The 17,406-nt window shown below is 69.3% G+C and carries 13 protein-coding genes; 3 read left to right on the top strand and 10 right to left on the bottom strand.

What is annotated here, in order from left to right; all coding sequences use genetic code 11:
• Nucleotides 1-64 precede the first annotated feature (64 nt).
• Both EV651_RS17550 and EV651_RS17545 read left to right on the top strand, forming a co-directional pair.
• The gene (locus tag EV651_RS17550) at nucleotides 65-934 is read left to right on the top strand and encodes a LysR family transcriptional regulator (protein WP_238156987.1); all 870 of its coding nucleotides are present in this window, start codon (nucleotides 65-67) and stop codon (nucleotides 932-934) included.
• A 176-nt stretch (nucleotides 935-1,110) separates the two neighbouring features.
• Nucleotides 1,111-2,337, top strand: coding sequence for an HNH endonuclease signature motif containing protein (locus EV651_RS17545; RefSeq protein WP_133786267.1), 1,227 nt, complete (start codon nucleotides 1,111-1,113; stop codon nucleotides 2,335-2,337).
• On the opposite strand, the gene EV651_RS17540 is transcribed toward EV651_RS17545, so the two are convergent.
• The 5 genes from EV651_RS17540 to EV651_RS17520 form a co-directional block, all read right to left on the bottom strand.
• Nucleotides 2,264-4,288, bottom strand: coding sequence for a hypothetical protein (locus tag EV651_RS17540; protein WP_133786266.1), 2,025 nt, complete (start codon nucleotides 4,286-4,288; stop codon nucleotides 2,264-2,266). The two genes, EV651_RS17545 and EV651_RS17540, sit on opposite strands and share 74 nt — an antisense overlap.
• A 251-nt stretch (nucleotides 4,289-4,539) precedes the next feature.
• Nucleotides 4,540-5,853, bottom strand: a complete 1,314-nt coding sequence (locus tag EV651_RS17535) for a pitrilysin family protein (RefSeq protein WP_133786265.1) — start codon at nucleotides 5,851-5,853, stop codon at nucleotides 4,540-4,542.
• Nucleotides 5,850-8,069 carry a polyribonucleotide nucleotidyltransferase gene (locus tag EV651_RS17530; protein ID WP_133786264.1) on the bottom strand — a complete coding sequence of 740 codons (2,220 nt, stop codon included), beginning with the start codon at nucleotides 8,067-8,069 and terminating at the stop codon, nucleotides 5,850-5,852. Before EV651_RS17530 ends, EV651_RS17535 begins: the two co-directional genes overlap by 4 nt.
• A gap of 275 nt (nucleotides 8,070-8,344) precedes the next feature.
• Nucleotides 8,345-8,617, bottom strand: coding sequence for a 30S ribosomal protein S15 (gene rpsO, locus EV651_RS17525; RefSeq protein WP_130379758.1), 273 nt, complete (start codon nucleotides 8,615-8,617; stop codon nucleotides 8,345-8,347).
• A gap of 135 nt (nucleotides 8,618-8,752) precedes the next feature.
• Complete coding sequence (locus EV651_RS17520) at nucleotides 8,753-9,715, bottom strand: bifunctional riboflavin kinase/FAD synthetase (protein WP_133786263.1); 963 nt, start codon at nucleotides 9,713-9,715, stop codon at nucleotides 8,753-8,755.
• Nucleotides 9,716-9,834: 119 nt separating this feature from the next.
• Here EV651_RS17520 and EV651_RS17515 point away from each other — a divergent pair, with 119 nt between their 5' ends.
• A complete protein-coding gene (locus tag EV651_RS17515; RefSeq protein WP_133786262.1) occupies nucleotides 9,835-10,890 on the top strand; it encodes an SGNH/GDSL hydrolase family protein in 1,056 nt (351 codons plus the stop codon).
• A 40-nt stretch (nucleotides 10,891-10,930) separates the two neighbouring features.
• Here EV651_RS17515 and EV651_RS17510 read toward each other — a convergent pair whose 3' ends face one another.
• The 5 genes from EV651_RS17510 to infB form a co-directional block, all read right to left on the bottom strand.
• Nucleotides 10,931-11,836 carry an NAD-dependent protein deacetylase gene (locus EV651_RS17510; protein ID WP_202870370.1) on the bottom strand — a complete coding sequence of 302 codons (906 nt, stop codon included), beginning with the start codon at nucleotides 11,834-11,836 and terminating at the stop codon, nucleotides 10,931-10,933.
• Between the two features lie 20 nt (nucleotides 11,837-11,856).
• Nucleotides 11,857-12,699, bottom strand: a complete 843-nt coding sequence (locus EV651_RS17505) for an LLM class flavin-dependent oxidoreductase (protein WP_133786261.1) — start codon at nucleotides 12,697-12,699, stop codon at nucleotides 11,857-11,859.
• 34 nt (nucleotides 12,700-12,733) lie between these two features.
• Entirely contained in the window at nucleotides 12,734-13,624 is an 891-nt protein-coding gene (truB, locus tag EV651_RS17500) for a tRNA pseudouridine(55) synthase TruB (RefSeq protein WP_133786260.1), read from the bottom strand.
• 19 nt (nucleotides 13,625-13,643) lie between these two features.
• The gene (gene rbfA / locus EV651_RS17495; RefSeq protein ID WP_202870369.1) at nucleotides 13,644-14,081 is read right to left on the bottom strand and encodes a 30S ribosome-binding factor RbfA; all 438 of its coding nucleotides are present in this window, start codon (nucleotides 14,079-14,081) and stop codon (nucleotides 13,644-13,646) included.
• Nucleotides 14,082-14,180: 99 nt separating this feature from the next.
• Entirely contained in the window at nucleotides 14,181-17,390 is a 3,210-nt protein-coding gene (gene infB, locus EV651_RS17490) for a translation initiation factor IF-2 (RefSeq protein WP_133786258.1), read from the bottom strand.
• Nucleotides 17,391-17,406: the final 16 nt, after the last annotated feature.

Genomic DNA, 17,406 nt, shown 5'->3' with positions numbered 1-17,406 from the left:
GCCGGGGGATCAATGAGTCCAACACATGTTCGTCACGCCATCGATCGTGATTCAAGATAGTTCCATGGAACTCCAGCAACTCCGGTACGTCGTCGCGGTCGCCGAGACGAACAACTTCACCCGCGCCGCCGAACGCTGCCTGGTCGTGCAGTCCGCGCTGAGCCACCAGATCGCCCGCCTGGAACGAGAACTGGGCGCACGTCTGTTCGACCGCACCAGCCGACGTGTGCGCCTGACACCGGCCGGTACGGCGTTCCTGCCGGCGGCCCGTCAATGCCTGGACGCCGCCGAGCGCGCCGCCGCAGAGGCCGCCGCCGCGGTCGGTCTGGTCCGCGGACGGCTCGCCGTCGGCCTGATCCCGACCGTCGCCGCGGTCGACATTCCAGCAGCGCTGCGGGATTTCCGGCGTCAGTATCCCGACGTACGGATCTCGTTGCGCGTCGGTGCGAGCGAGAAGCTGGCCGACCAGGTCAAGGAAGGAATCCTCGACGTTGCTTTCCTCGGGCTGCCCACCACCGCTCGGCCCCAGGGCGTGGAGACGCGTGAACTTGCCCGGGACCGGCTGGTCGCGGTGGTTCCGCCCGATCACGCGCTCGCGGCCGAGTCGTCGGTGACGCTGCAACGGCTCGCGAGTGAGGTGTTCGTGGACCTGCCGCCCCGGACAGCCGGTCGTCTGCAGAGCGACCAGGCTTTCGAGGCCGCGGGACTCGTCCGCGACGTCGCCTTCGAGGTGAGCACCGCCGAGCTGATGGCACGGCTCGTCAGCGAACGGCTCGCCGTCGCCCTGTTCGCCTCGACCTACGCACCACAACTGACCGGCGTCGCCAGGGTCGAGATCACCGATGCACCAGGCCGCATCGAGTACGTCGTCTGGAGCGCGGCCGGCCGCTCTCCCGCCGCATCCGCCTTCCTCACCCTGCTGGAAATCAGCTAGCCATACAGACCGTGAAGCACGTATGACGTCTTGGCTTCAACCTACCCCGAGTTCTGCTGATCTGGCCGTGACCTCTCCGCTGTGGATAACGGCAGCAAGCTGCCAATGCCTGGATCCCTTGAAAACAAGGGCTTTTCGTTCGAAAACTGTCCGGGGTCAGGTCTAGAGTCGCCGGCATGAGAGTCCTGGACGAGCGGCCAGTCTGGTCGATGAGCGACAGCGAGAAGCTGGCCGCTCTCGACGACGTGCAGGCCGAGATCAACCGTCTGCAGGTGCGCCGCCTCCACCTGTCCGCCGGCCTCGACGCGAGCGGGTACGCCAAGGAGGTCGGCGCGCGCGACACCGCGCAACTGCTCTCGGTTCGCTATCGGCTCGACCCCGCGGATGTACGGCGAGATCTCCGCCTGGCGAGCGCCCTGCACAAGTATCCGGCGGTCGACGCTGCTCTCGGCACCGGGCGCCTGGCGGAAGGCGACTCGTACGACGCCAGTCCACGCACGCTGTTGAGCGTCGAACAGGCAGAGACAATCGTGTCCACACTGGAGAAGGTGCCGGCGTCGGCAAAGGTGCCGGTCGCAGACCTGCTGGTCGCCGAGGAGGCGATGGTCGAGGCAGCCAATCTCCTGCCACCGGCTGACCTGCGCAAACTCGGGAACGAGATGCATGAACGGCTCGACCCGGACGGCCCGGAGCCCGACGACGACATGTCCATGCGCGAGGCGCTGTGGCTGAAGAAGGCTCATCGCGGCGTGACCTTCGGCGGCTATCTCGCGGATGAGAACGCCGAGCTCCTCGAGACGCTCATCTTCGCCGGCGCCAAACCGCACAAGACCGCAGACGGCCAACGCGATCCGCGTCCCCGGAGCAAGCGGCAGGCCGACGCGTTGACCGGTGTCCTGACCGCCGCGGCAGGCACCGGATCCGCCGTGCCTGGTCACGGCGACATCAAGCCGCACATCACCGTGACGATCGACCTCGAGGATCTCAAGGACGGTGCCGGACTCGGTGATCTCGTCCACGGCGACACGCTCTCGGCAGCCGCCGTACGACGACTCGCCTGCGACGCTGGTGTGATCCCATTGGTCCTCGGCTCGCACTCCGAACCTCTCGACGTCGGCACCGAGCACCGCTTCGTAACCCGCGCCATCCGCCAGGCCCTGAACGCCCGAGACAAAGGCTGCATCGTCTGCAGCGCCTCACCCGCGATCTGCGAGGCCCACCACATCGTCCACTGGGCCGACGGAGGCCCCACCTCACTCGACAACCTTGCGCTCCTTTGCAAGCGCGACCACAACAACGTCCACCGAGGTCGGATCTCGATCCGCCTCATCAACGGCCGTCCGGCGGCCACGCGTCCTGCTTGGTCCGACCCCGATCCGCCTCCACTGCCAAGAACAGCCTGAACGCCCGCTGCATCCGGCCCGAGTCGCAATCACTCGGCCAGCACAGAGCCGCGCTGGTACGCCGGCCGCTGCTACGCGGGATCGCGCCTGTTGAGATCCGCTGGCGGCCCAATCCACGGCACACGAGGCGGCGCGTGGAGCGCAGCATCTGCGATGCTGGGGCGAATGCATGGACTAGGTCGGCGGAGGACACGTTCGCCGACCGATCACACTCCTCTGCGAGCGCGCGGGCAAAGCTAAGGAGTTCGGACCGCCCAGGATCCTCGAGCAGTTGAGCTGCTGCTCGGAGCCCCTGGCTGACGAGTCCGACGATGTTCAAGAGCTCCGCCTCAGCAGATTCCTCGCCGCGAGCGAGGTTCGCTGCCAGACGGTCTCGTTCATCCAAGACGTGAGCGGCCGCGAGCGTCAGGACCAAGGCTGATGCCGCCTCCGATCGCTCGCCGCCACACGACATCGCGTTCGCAAGCATCGCAAGCGCGGCGAACGGCATCGGATCGGTGTCCGCGCCCGCCCGCTCTGCGAGTGCCGACCCAGCCGCCGTTCCAGCACAGTCCACAATCAGCGGCGGCAAGTCGGAGGATGTCTGCCATACCTCCCACCGTTCGACCTGAGGATCCGCGGCAGCTCCGTACAGAATCACGCGACATACGTCTCGCAGCACGAGAATCGTCAGATCCGGAACATCCAGCCGCACGGTCGTGCCCTCGCGCGAGATATCGACGACCGGCACTCCCAGCGATCCCGCTGTGTCGAGAACAGACTGGTCGCGACTGACGTAGCTCGGCTTGGCCGCGCTCCAGCTGACCAGCGAGAGGTTATGTGCGTAGGCAACAGCAACTCCATGCTCGAAAGCACGGCAGATTTCGCGAGCCCGGAGAGCTTCTAGGATGACCTCATCCACATCGGCTGCCTGTCCACGGAGGAGCATTGTGTTGCCGATGGGATCCCAGCGAAACTCTTCATGAGCGTTCGCATTGCGCCACCCGGGCCGGATCGTCGAGGCAAGGAGGGCGCAGATCGGCTGCTCCTCGGATTCCAGCAGGCCCCTGATCGCCGAGAGCGAAGGCGAGTCCGGAACTCTTCGGCCCAACAGTTCCAGCACCGTCACGGAGGTGCGTTTGAGGTCGCCCTCGAGCACGCTCCGATAGAGGTCCATGGCTGCACGCGCACGCCCGTCCGGATGCGACGCCCGGCTGTACGCGGCGACGTACTCGACATGGCTGCGATGCAGAAACAACATCTCCGGTTCACGATCAGCGCCTTTGGCGATCACCGAGCACGTCTGTTCGCGATCCGTCATCAGTAGCGATGTCACCAGCTCACGCGCCTCAATCGTCGCGCGGTGCGCCAGCAGCGGCCGATCGGACATCGCCAAGGTGGCGAGGTGGAGGCGCAGCTTGATCGTCAAAGGCAGCGAGTCATCCAGGAGGTGCCTCATCATCCGACGCATCCGGCGGTCGAGGCTCACGGCATCGCTCATCCAGGCGGCGAGCAGGCGAGCCCTCCAACTGACGCCTGCTCCCCGCTGCAACTGATTCTCGGAGAACCCGAGCGCTCGCAGATAAGGGTCCTCGTGAGGCTGGCTGGGATGCACCGTCGCGACGACAGCCTCCAACTCCAGGGCAGCGGATCGACCGGCCATCAGATGCTCGCTCGCCGCAGACCACGGCGACTCGGCCCAGCCCTGCGCCACACAGGCGAAAATCAACTCACCCGCGCACAACGCAGCGTCCGCGAGCGCCCTCACGGACGACCAGTCGGGGAGACTCGTACGCGGTGGACGGAATCGGGCGACCTCATCAGCCTCGGAGACAACACTCTCCACGGCCGCTTTCAGTCGGCGTAGCAGCGCCGGAAGGTTCCGTCCGATCAGCCGACCAGACTCGCTGCGCAGGCGAAGGACGGCGGCTGCCGCATCCGTCATATCGGCCTGAAGCGCAAGCAGATGCATCTTCCAGGATCGAGATCCATTGCGTGCGCGTCACAGGAACGAAGCCGGTGACTGAGCGCTGCAGGCCGTCTCTGGCTGGTCCGGAGATTCCGGCGTGCCCGGATACGGACCGCGCAGCCTTACAAGAAGCTGCGTCGACCGTCCCGAGCCGGTCAGGAATCTCTGGATACACGGCAACAGCATGCCATCTCAAGACCGTCGGAAACCTGTGTCGCAGCGAGTCCCTCGGACTCTGGCGGCGACGGCGTCGCTCAGAGCGTGAAGGCGGTGGTGTCTTCCTTGAAGGGACCCATCACGGTGAGGGCGGGGGTGCCGGCGTAGAGGTCGGCCGCCAGGGCGGTCACGTCGTCGAGAGTGACCGAGTCGATGCGGTGCAGGATCTCGTCCACGGTGGGGAGTTCGCCGTACACGAGTTCGGCCTTCGCGATCCGGGTCATCTTGGCGCCGGTGTCCTCGAGGCCCATCACGACCGAGCCGCGCATCTGGCCCTTGCCGCGGAGCAGTTCGTCGGGCGTGATGTTGCCGCGGGCAATCGAGTCCAGCTCGCCGCGGATCACGTCCAGGACCTCAGGAGCCTTCTTCGGCAGACAGCCCGCGTACACGCCGACCATGCCCGAGTCGGCGTACGCCGAACCGAACGTGAACACCGAATACGCCAGTCCGCGCTTCTCCCGCACCTCCTGGAACAACCGCGACGACATCCCGCCGCCGACGATGCCGTGCAGTACGCCGGCGATGTAGCGGCGCTCGTCGCTCCGGACCAGCCCAGGCATCCCGAGCACCAGGTGCGCCTGCTCAACGTCACGGTGGTGCACCCGCACCCCGCCGTACGTCGGAACGGTCTTGCCGGAACCACGTCGTACAGCGGCCGGCTCGGCCTCGGCCGTCACCCAATGACGCTCGAACGCCTTGCGGACCAGGCGAACCACGTCGGCGTGGTCGACGTTGCCGGCCACCGAGACGACGATGTTGGAGGGCTTGTAGCGGCGCCGGTACCAGCCGACGACCTGCTGGCGGGACAGCCCGGCGACCGATTCCGGCGTACCGGTGATCGAGCGACCGAGCGGGGACCTGCCCCAGAGCTGTTCGGCGAACAGGTCGTGGATGTGGTCCGACGTCTCGTCGGCGTGCATCGCGATCTCTTCGTCGATGACGTCGCGCTCACTCTCCACGTCGGCACCGGTGAGCGTGGCGGAGGTGATCATGTCGCAGATGACGTCGACCGCGAGCGGCAGGTCGGAGTCCAGCACCCGCGCGTAGTAGCAGGTGTACTCCTTGCCGGTGAACGCGTTCATCTCGCCGCCGACCGCGTCGATCGCGGCGGAGATCTCCAGCGCGTCGCGGCGCTCGGTGCCCTTGAACAGCAGGTGTTCGAGGAAATGCGTCGCACCGGCCAGCTGCTCCGGCTCGTCGCGGGAGCCGACGCCGACCCAGAGACCGAACGTGACCGAGCGGAAGCCCGGCACCGACTGGGAGAGCACGCGAAGCCCGGAGGGCAGGACGGTCCGTTTGACCGGACCGCCCGCCTCCGGGCTCAGCAGCGTGCTGGTGATGGCTCGGCTCACTCGGCGGAGTCAGCCGCCTTCTCGTCGGCCTTGTCGTCCGAGCCCTCGATGACCGGGATCAGCGAGAGCTTGCCGCGATCGTCGATCTCGGCGATCTCGACCTGCAGCTTCTGACCGACCGAGAGCACGTCCTCGACGGCCTCGACGCGCTTGCCGCCGGCCAGCGGACGCAGCTTGCTGATGTGCAGCAGGCCGTCCTTGCCCGGCAGCAGGCTGATGAACGCACCGAAGTTGGTCGTCTTCACGACCGTGCCCAGGTAGCGCTCGCCCTTCTCCGGCATGGTCGGGTTCGCGATCGCGTTGATCGCGGCCCGGGCCGCCTCCGCCGACGGGCCGTCGGTCGCGCCGATGTACACGGTGCCGTCGTCCTCGATCGAGATGTCGGCGCCGGTGTCCTCGGTGATCTGGTTGATCATCTTGCCCTTCGGGCCGATGACCTCGCCGATCTTGTCGACCGGGACCTTCACCGAGATGACCCGCGGCGCGAACTCGCTCATCTCACCCGGCGCGTCGATGGCCTTGGCCATCACGTCCAGGATCGTCAGGCGGGCGTCCTTGGCCTGGGTCAGCGCGCCACCCAGCACGCTGGCCGGGATGCCGTCCAGCTTGGTGTCCAGCTGCAGGGCGGTGACGAAGTCCTTCGTACCGGCGACCTTGAAGTCCATGTCGCCGAACGCGTCCTCCGCGCCCAGGATGTCGGTGAGCGCGACGTACTGCGTCTCGCCGTCGATCTCACCGGAGATCAGGCCCATCGCGATACCGGCGACCGGGGCCTTCAGCGGCACACCGGCGTTCAGCAGCGACAGCGTCGAGGCGCAGACCGAACCCATCGAGGTGGACCCGTTCGAGCCGAGCGCCTCGGACACCTGGCGCAGCGCGTACGGGAAGTCCTCGCGCGACGGCAGCACCGGCACCAGGGCCCGCTCGGCCAGCGCGCCGTGACCGATCTCGCGGCGCTTCGGCGAACCGACCCGGCCGGTCTCACCGGTCGAGTACGGCGGGAAGTTGTAGTTGTGCATGTACCGCTTGCGGGTCTCCGGGGAGAGCGTGTCCAGCTGCTGCTCCATCCGGAGCATGTTCAGCGTGGTGACACCCATGATCTGGGTCTCGCCGCGCTCGAACAGCGCCGAACCGTGCACCCGCGGGAGCACGCCGACCTGGGCCTTCAGCGGCCGGATGTCGGCCAGCCCGCGGCCGTCGATGCGGACCTTCTCCTTCAGCACCCGCTGCCGGACCAGCTTCTTGGTCAGCGAGCGGAAGGCTGCGGACAGCTCCTTCTCGCGGCCTTCGAAGTCGGCGGCCAGCTTGTCCACCGTGGCGGCCTTGACGGCGTCGGTGGCGTCCTCACGCTCGTGCTTGCCGGCGATCGTCAGCGCCTGCGCGAGCTCCTCGCTCGCGGCAGCCTCGACCGCGGCGAACGCGTCGTCCTGGTAGTCCGGGAAGACCGGGAACTCGCCGGTCGGCTTCGCGGCCTTGGCCGCCAGCTCGGACTGCGCGTCGACCAGCGTCTTGATGAACGCCTTGGATGCCTCGAGGCCCTCGGCGACGATCTCCTCGGTCGGCGCCTGCGCCCCGGCCGCGACCTTGTCGAACGTGGTCGGGGTCGACTCGGCCTCGACCATCATGATCGCGACGTCACCGGACTCGGTGACACGACCGGCGACCACCATGTCGAAGACGGCGTCCTCGAGTTCGGTGTGCGTCGGGAAGGCGACCCACTGGGTGCCGATCAGCGCGACGCGGGTGGCGCCGATCGGGCCCGAGAACGGCAGCCCGGCGATCTGGGTGGACATCGACGCCGCGTTGATCGCGAGCACGTCGTACAGCTTGTCCGGGTTCAGCGCCAGGACCGTGATGACGACCTGGATCTCGTTGCGCAGGCCGGACACGAACGACGGCCGCAGCGGGCGGTCGATCAGCCGGCAGGTCAGGATGGCCTCCTCGGAAGGACGGCCCTCCCGGCGGAAGAACGAGCCCGGGATGCGGCCCGCGGCGTACATCCGCTCCTCGACGTCCACCGTCAACGGGAAGAAGTCGAACTGGTCCTTGGGCTTCTTGCTGGCCGTGGTGGCCGACAGCACCATCGTGTCGCCGTCGAGGTAGGCAGCCGCGGAGCCCGCGGCCTGCTGGGCCAGACGGCCCGTCTCGAAGCGGATGGTACGGGTGCCGAAGCTGCCGTTGTCGATGACGGCCTCAGCGAATTCGGCGCCCTCCATGGGCGCACGTGTGGATCCCGACACGGGATACCCCTCTCTCACAGTGTGACGACTGCGAGGCGCGAGCTTCCGGGATGCCGGTCTTCGATCGAGGCCCGCGGGTATTCAGCTGTCGCCGTGTACCCGAAAGCCACTACCGAGGACCGGTCGTGGTCCCGCCACGCGCTTCGCGTCGCCTCGTACGTCTTACGTGATTCGATATTCAGTTGTGCCACGCCTGGGCGTGGATACGCCAGGAGCGGCCACCCGAGTCTCGGGGGCCGCTCCTCGCGAAGTCATCGGCGAAGGCCGAGCCGCTCGATCAGGGACCGGTAGCGGTTGATGTCCTTCTTCGCCAGGTAGTTCAGCAGCCGGCGGCGCTGACCGACCAGGAGCAGCAGGCCACGACGGCTGTGGTGGTCGTGCTTGTGCTCCTTCAGGTGCTCGGTGAGGTGAGCGATGCGGTGCGTCAGGAGCGCAACCTGGACCTCGGGAGACCCGGTGTCGCCCTCGGTCAGGGCGTACTCGCCCATGATCTTCTTCTTCGTTGCGGCATCAACAGATGACACAGGAGTCCTCTCGATTTCCGTTGCGCGGCGCACCGGGGCATTCTTCACCCGAGCACTCTCGATCCGCGGCCGTTCAGACGGCAGCAGCCAGCGTATCAGTCCGTGGACTGGCCCCCTAATCAGCCCTGCCGGTGCCTAATCGGCGCTGAGCAAGCGTCGCGCCCCGTCGACGTCGGCCTTCATCTGCACGAGCAGCTCGTCGATGCTGTCGAACCGGATCTGCGTACCGCGCAGCCGGCCGACGAAATCGATCGCGACCGTGGCGCCGTACAGCTCGAGGTCGTCGCGGTCCAGCACGTACGACTCCACCCGGCGGTCCACACCGTCGAAGGTCGGGTTGCTGCCGACGCTGATCGCCGCGGGCAGCGGATCCGGGTACGCCGGGCCACCCGGTGCCGGTGTCAGCACGGTGAGCCACCCGGCGTACACGCCGTCCTGCGGGACCGCTGCGCCCGGGTCGGCGGGGATGTTCGCGGTCGGGTAACCGAGCTCGCGGCCGCGCTTGTCGCCCTCGACGACCACGCCGGTGACCCGCAGCGGGCGGCCGAGCGCCTCCGCGGCGGCCTCCACGTCGCCGTCGGCGAGCCGCTGCCGCACGTACGTCGACGACCAGGGCTGCTCGTCCCCCGCGAGGCTCAGCCCCTCGACCTGGAAGCCGTACTGCGTTCCCGCCTGGACGAGCGTGTCGACGTGACCGGCTGCCTTGTGGCCGAAGCGGAAGTTCTCACCGACCACGATCGCCTTCGCGTGCAGCGCGTTCACCAGCGTGCGCTCGATGAACTCCTCCGGCGACCAGTGCGACACCTCCTTGGTGAACGGGAGGATCAGCACCGCGTCCGCGCCGGCCTCGCCGAGCAGCTCGGCACGCCGGGCGGGACCACTGAGCTGCAGCGGCGCGTGGTCGGGCCGCAGGACCCGCATCGGGTGCGGGTCGAAGGTCATCGCCACCACCGGCAGACCACCCAGCTCGGCCGCCCGCGCGCGGGCGTGCGCGAGCACCTCCTGGTGACCGCGGTGCACGCCGTCGAAGTTGCCGATGGTGACGACGGTCGGCCCGAAGTCCGGGCTCACCTCATCCAATCCGTGCCAGACACGCATGGCAGCAGGATTCCATGCCCCGCCTCCCTTGCGTCCACCAGGTCCACGATCACCCCTTGTAATCGTGCGGTGACTCAACTTATGGTGGGCCGCGCACTGGATGAGCCTGGGGAGGTCTCGTGAAGCTACGCCGTCTGGTTGCTGTCTGCGCTGCACTCGCTCTGGTGGCCGGCCTGCCAGCCGCTGCCGCCACCGCTGCACCGAGCTCCACGACATCCATCGGCTTCGAGCGGTACGTCGCGCTCGGCGACTCGTACACGTCCGCGCCGTTCGTCCCCTTGGCCGACCTGTTGTCGCTCGGATGCGCCCGCTCGTACAGCAACTATCCGAAACTGCTGGCCGGGGCGCTCGGCGTCCACCGGTTCACCGACGTGAGCTGCGGCGGGGCGGACACCACGAACATGACCCAGCCGCAGAGCACGATCCTCGGCACCGCCGCGCCGCAGTTCGACGCGCTGACGCCGGACACCGACCTGGTGACGCTCGGGATCGGCGGTAACGACTTCGGCGTCTTCGGCGACATCATCGGCACCTGCCCCGGGCTGCGCGCCTCCGACCCGACCGGAGCGCCGTGCAAGGCGCACTTCACGGTCGACGGCGTGGACACACTGAAGGCGAAGATCGCCCAGACGCAGACCAGGATCGCGATCGTCGTCCAGGGCATCCGGGCAAGGTCGCCGCAGGCCACCATCGTGCTGGTCGGCTACCCGAAGATCGCGCCGGAGCACGGGACCTGCCCGTCGATCCTCCCGTTCGCCGACGGCGACTACGCGTACCTGTACTCGATCGAGCAGGAGCTGAACGCGGCCGTCGCCGGGGCAGCCGAGGCCGGCGGAGCGACGTACGTCGACACCTTCGGGCCGTCCACCGGGCACGACGCGTGCGCCCCGGACGGCCAGGCGTGGATCCAGGGCAAGGACATCAACCTGCTGCGGGCACTGAACTACCACCCGCGCTTCGAGGGTGAGGCCGGCATGGCCGCGCTCACCTACAAGACGCTGACCGGCGCGCAGCCGGTCGTCACCGCCGCCGAGCAGGCCGCGTGGGCCGCCCGGGCCTGCTCGCTGGCGAAGCAGGCCGCCGCATCACCCCAGGCCGCCTCGCTCCAGGCGGCTGTCTCCCCCAAGGCCCTCGAGGCCTCCCTGAACCGCGTACGGACCAGCGCGCAACGCTGACCCTTTCCAATCCGTACTGCGGACCACGGGCCGGGCCACCTCACGCGTGGCTCGGCCCGCTGGCTTCCTCCAGCAGTTCCGTCAGCGCCGTGAGCGCCGGTCCGAGCGGAAGATCGACGCGGTACGTCGCGTACGGGTCGCCGCGGGTCAGGCCCTGGTTGACGATCAACACCGGAGTACCGGCCTTGGCCGCGTGCCGGACGAAGCGGAACCCGGACATCACGGTGAGGGACGAGCCGAGGACGAGGACGGCGTTCGCGTCGTCGATCAGCCGGTAGCAGCGCTCGACGCGGCTCCTCGGGACGTTCTCGCCGAAGAACACCACGTCAGGTTTGAGCACGCCGCCGCACACCGTGCACGGAACGACGGTGAACGTGCGGACGACGTCCTCGGGGAGTTCGACGTCGCCGTCCGGATTGATGCGGGTCGCCTCGGCCGTGAACGCCTGGTTGGCGGCGCGGAGGCGGCGGTCCAGGACCTCACGGGCGGACGTCGTACCGCAGCCGAGGCAGATCACCCGATCGAGGTTGCCGTGCAGTTCGATCACGTCGCGGGCGCCGGCCGCCTGGTGCAGGCCGTCGACGTTCTGCGTGATGATGCCGCTCAGGTGGCCGCGGGCCTGGAGGGCGGCGACGGCGCGATGGCCTTGGTTCGGGGCGGCTCGGGCGATGGTGCGCCAGCCCAGGTGGCTGCGTGCCCAGTACCGCTGGCGGGCGGCCTCGCTCGCGGTGAAGTCGCCGTACGTCATCGGGGTGTGCGTCCGCAGGCTGCCGGTCTCGCCGCGGTAGTCCGGGATCCCCGACTCGGTCGAGATGCCGGCGCCGCTCAGTACGACGACGCCCCCGGCGGCCACGGTCTGCGCGACCGGGCCGAGGTCCGTCGCGCCCGGCTCCAACGCCAGCACCTCGGGGCTCGGGGACCATTCCAACGTCGGACGAGAACGCACCACTCCAGCGTACGGGCAGATCAATCGGCGCGGGGCGGACCGGCTTTCAGGCGACGCTCGGCAGCCTGGCGGACGGCGACCGGATCCATCGAGGACCAGTCCGCGTCGATCCACCAGGTCGCGCCCGCCTCGGCCCACGGACGGACCGTGTCGGCTGCCAAGGTGTCGTCGGCGTGGGTCGTGCCTTCCGCGACCACGTCGTACCCGTCCATCGTCAGGCCCTGTGCCTCGCGCTCCTTGCGAATCCAGTCGACGCCCGCGGCCACGACCTCAGTCGTCACTTCACCGTCGCCGACGTACGCCGGGAGCCAGCCGTCCTGCAGTGCCGCGCGGCGCATCGACTTCGGGCGTGGCCAACCGCCCACGACCCAGGTCGGAACCCGCGGCTGCTGCACAGGCGGCGGTGGCGCCGGTGGCATCAGCTCGGCGATCTTGCGCGACTGGTAGTGCTTGCCGGAGTACTCGAACGGTTGGTCGCGCCACAGATGCGGCAGCAGCTCCAGCGACTCGTCCATGAGCTCCGCGCGGACCTTCCGCCCGGGATCGTCCTCGAACAGCCAGAACCGGTCGTCTCCAGTCACGCCCAGCCCGACCGAGAGGATCACCCTGCCGCCGCTGAGGTTGTCGACGGTCGAGACCTGTCCCGCCACGTCCCACGGTTTTCGGCGCGGCAGCGGCGTGAGCATCGTCCCGAGCCTGATCCGCTCGGTCGTCATCGCCGCGGCGCCGAGCATGACCCAGGCGTCGATACCCCAGATCGACTCCCACACGAAGAACCCGTCCCAGCCGTGCGCCTCGGCGATCGGCGCAAGCTCAGCCACGGTCCGAGCATCGCCGTACGCCATCACAAACCCGTATCTCATGCCACCGGACGGTATGTCGGGCCACCGACAGAAATCAGCTGACGAAGACCGCGGTGGGTTTGGCGATGGGGCCGTGCGGTTCGTAGAGCGCCAGGAAGGTGCCGTCCGGGCCGAACATCGCGGTCTGGCCGGCGGACAGTTCGATGCCGGGCAGTGGGCGGCCGGTGCGGATCGCGGTTGCCTGAGCGTCGTCGGCGTCGTACCGCGGGAAGGTGCCGGCGGCAACGTCCGCGATCGGGAGCCAGTCGAAGGACTCGGCGAGCGACTCCAGAGTGTGCGCCGTGGTGAGGTCGAAGGACCCGACCCGGGTACGGCGCAGCGCCGTCAGGTGACCACCGACGCCGAGCTCGGCGCCGAGGTCGCGGGCCAGCGCCCGGATGTAGGTGCCGGTGGAGCAGTCGACCGAGATGTCGACCGAGATCCCGTCGGCGTCGGGCCGGACGTCGAGGACGTCGTAGCGCGACACGGTCACCGCCCGGGCCTTGAGCGCGACCTCTTCGCCCGCTCGCACCCGTTCGTACGCACGCCGGCCGTCGACCTTGATCGCCGACACCTTCGACGGGATCTGCGAGATCTCCCCGCGGAACCCCTCGACGGCCGCCGAGATCGCCTCGGCGGTGATGCCGTCGACGGGAGCCGTGGACATGATCTCGCCCTCGGCGTCGTCGGTCGTCGTGGTCGCGCCCAGCCGGATCGTCGCGTCGTACGACTTGTCGGCCAGCTGTAAGTGGCCGAGCAGCCGCGTCGCCCGGTTCAGGCCGACCACCAGGACGCCGGTCGCCATCGGGTCCAGCGTGCCGGCGTGGCCGACCTTCCGGGTGCCCGCCAGCCGGCGGATCCGGGCGACGACGGTGTGCGAGGTCAGGCCGGCAGGCTTGTCGACGACCACGATCCCGTCGGACGCCGGCGTGAAGTCAAGGCTCAACGACGTATCCAAGTCCCACTCAGTCCTGCTCGTCCTCGTCGTCGTCCTTGTGCTTGTACGGATCCGCGTCGCCGGCCGGCTTCGCGCCCGCCGCGGCCTTGGCCACCTCGGCGTCGGCCGTCCGGGCCTTCTCGAGCAGCTCCTCGATGTGCCCCGCGGTCTCCGGCACGGCGTCCAGGAAGAAGGCCACGCTCGGGGTGTGCCGCAGGCCGAGCGCCTTGCCGACCTCGCTGCGGATCAGGCCCTTCGACGACTCCAGCGCGGCCGCCGTGCTCGCGCGCGCCTGCTCGTCGCCGTACACCGTGTAGAAGACGCTGGCCTCGCGCAGATCGCCGGTCAGCCGGGCGTCGGTGACCGTGACGAATCCGAGCCGCGGGTCCTTGACCCGGCGCTCCAGCAGCTCCGCGACGAGCACCTGGATCCGGTCGGCCAACTGCTTCGCCCTTGCTTCACCCATCAGGGCTCACCCCTTCATTCATGAACAACGTCCGGAGAGGCGACCAGCGCCTCTCCGGACGGTACTCCGCTGCCTCTGCGATCAGTGGCCCGCCTGCTGTCAGCTCCGCGGCTTCTCGCGCAGCTCGAACGCCTCGACGACGTCGCCGATCTTGATGTCGTTGAAGTTGTTGATGGTCAGACCGCACTCGAAGCCCTCGCGGACCTCGGACGCGTCGTCCTTGAACCTCTTCAGCGACGACAGCTCGGTGTTGTCGACGACCACCGCGCCGTCCCGGATCAACCGGACCTTCGCGTTCCTCCTGAGCAGGCCGCTGGTCACCCAGCAACCGGCGATGTTGCCCACCTTCGAGGAGCGGAAGATCTCCCGGATCTCGGCCTGGCCGAGGGTGACCTCCTCGTAGATCGGCTTGAGCATGCCCTTCAGGGCAGCCTCGATGTCGTCGATCGCCGAGTAGATGACCGAGTAGTACCGGACATCCACGCCTTCGCGCTCGGCCAGGTCCCCGGCCTTGCCCGCCGGCCGCACGTTGAAGCCGATGATGACGGCGTTCGACGCGATGGCCAGGTTGACGTCGTTCTCGTTGATCGCACCGACACCGCGGTCGATGATCCGCAGGTTGACCTCGTCGCCGACCTCGATCCGGACCAGCGCGTCTTCCAGCGCCTCGACCGAACCGGACACGTCGCCCTTGAGGATCAGCAGCAGCTCCTGGGCCTCGCCCTTCTCCATCGAGGCCATGAAGTCCTCGAGGGTACGGCGGACGCGACGCTTGGCGTTCGCCGCCGCACGAGCCCGGGCTTCACGCCGCTCGGCGATCTGCCGGGCCCGGCGGTCGTCGTCGACGACCAGGAACTTGTCACCCGCACCTGGCACGGCGGTCAGACCGAGCACCAGGACCGGACGCGACGGGGTCGCCTCCTCGACGGTGTTGCCGTGCTCGTCGAGCATGGCCCGGACCCGGCCGTACGCCGGACCGACCACCATCGAGTCGCCGACCCGGAGCGTGCCGCGCTGCACCAGCACGGTCGCCACCGGACCACGGCCCTTGTCGAGGTTCGCCTCGATCGCGATGCCCTCGGCGTGCATCTTCGGGTTGGCCCGCAGATCCAGCGCCGCGTCCGCGGTCAGTACGACGCCCTCGAGCAGGCCGTCGATGTTGATCCGGGACTTGGCCGAGACGTCGACGAACATGGTGTCGCCGCCGTACTCCTCGGGGACCAGGCCGTACTCGGTCAGCTGACCGCGCACCTTGGTCGGGTCCGCCGCCGGGACGTCGATCTTGTTCACCGCGACCACGATCGGGACACCCGCCGCACGGGCGTGGTTCAGCGCCTCGATCGTCTGCGGCATCACGCCGTCGTCGGCCGCGACCACCAGGATGACGATGTCGGTGGCCTGCGCACCACGGGCACGCATGGCGGTGAACGCCTCGTGACCCGGGGTGTCGACGAAGGTGATCGCCCGCTCCTGGCCGTCGACCTCGGTGGTCACCTGGTACGCACCGATGTGCTGGGTGATACCGCCGGCCTCGTCGGCCACGACGTTCGCCATCCGGATCGCGTCCAGCAGCTTCGTCTTACCGTGGTCGACGTGACCCATGACGGTCACCACCGGCGGCCGCGGAGCCAGGTCGCTGTCGTCGCCCTCGTCGTTGCCGAAGTCGATGTCGAACGACTGCAGCAGCTCGCGGTCCTCGTCCTCCGGCGAGACGATCTGGACGTCGTAGTTCAGCTCGGTACCGAGCAGCTCGAGCGTCTCCTCGTTCACCGACTGGGTCGCGGTCACCATCTCACCGAGGTGGAACAGCACCTGGACCAGCGACGCCGGGTCGACTCCGACCTTCTCGGCGAAGTCCGTCAGCGACGCGCCACGCGGCAGCTTCACGACCTCGCCGTCACCGTGCTTGACGCGCACGCCGCCGACGGCCGGAGCCTGCATGTTGTCGAATTCCTGGCGCTTGGCCCGCTTCGACTTGCGGCCACGACGCGCCGGACCGCCCGGACGCCCGAAGGCACCCTGCGTCCCGCCACGACCGCGGTTGCCCGGACCCGGACGGCCACCGCCGCCACCGGGCGGGCCGCTCGGACCGCCGCCACCGGGACGGAAGCCGCCACCGGCGCCGCCGCCACCGCCGCGCGGACCGGCACCCGGACCGCCGCCAGGACGACCACGGCCACCGCCACCGCCGCCACCGGGACCGCCGGAACCGCCGCCGGGACGACCGGTGAACGTACCGGCCGAGGACTTCGGCATCATCGCCGGGTTCGGACGCGGGGCGCCCGGAACACCGCCGGAACGCGGACGGTCGCTACCGCCGCGCTCGCCGCCGCCACTGCGACCCTGCGGCGGACGCGGAGCCATCCCGGCCGGGCTCGGAGCCTGCCGGTCGCCACCGCCGCCACCCTGGCCGGGGCGGGCGCCACCGCGCTGCATGCCCTGGGTCGAGCTGAACGGGTTGTTGCCCGGACGCGGCGCACCCGGACGCGGACCGCCGCCACCCTGGCCGCCCTGACGGGGCGCACCGGGACGCGGGGCACCCGGACGGGGCGCACCCGGACGCGGACCTGCACCGGGGCCACCCTGGCCACCCGGACGCGGACCAGCACCCTGGCCGCCGCCCTGACCGCCCGGACGCGGGCTCGCACCCGGTGCCGGACGCGGACCCGGACGGGCCGCGGACTCGCCACCGGTACGACGCGGCCCAGCGGACGGACTCGACGGAGCCGACGGGCCACGGGTCTCCGGAGCCGCCTTCGCGGCCGGAGCCTCGAACGCCGGCGCTGCCGGGGACTCCGTCCTCGCCGCCGGAGCGGACTCGACCGGAGCCGACTCGACCGGAGCAGGCGCAGCCGGCTCGGCCGGAGCGGACTCCTGGCGCGGACCCGGCTTCGGGCCCGGACGCGGACCCGGCTTGATTCCCGGGGTCGACTTCACCGGCGCCGACTCGGCCGCGGGGGCCGCAGCCGCCGGGGCCTCGGCAACCGGAGCCGCCTCGGTGCGCACCTCAGCGGCCGGCGCGGTGCGCTCGGCCGGAGCCTTCGGGGCAGCCGGCTGGGCCGGCTTGGGCGCCGGTGCGACCGGTGCGGTCGCCTGCGGCGCGGCAGACGTGCTGGCGGCGGCCTTCTTGGCCGCGCGCTTCTTCGGCGGGTTCTTCTCGAACTCTTCCGCCAACCGTCGGACGACGGGTGCCTCGATTGTCGAGGACGCCGATCGGACGAACTCTCCCATGTCGTTCAGCCTGGTCAGAACGACCTTGCTGGTAACTCCGAGCTCTTTTGCGAGCTCGTAGACCCGGACCTTTGCCACTACTCTCCCTCTGGTC

Origin of the sequence: Kribbella sp. VKM Ac-2571 (assembly GCF_004362255.1) — a bacterium.
Taxonomy (GTDB): domain Bacteria; phylum Actinomycetota; class Actinomycetes; order Propionibacteriales; family Kribbellaceae; genus Kribbella; species Kribbella pratensis.
The sequence above is the reverse complement of the archived record's forward strand: the minus strand, read 5'-3'. Positions and strand labels throughout refer to the sequence as shown.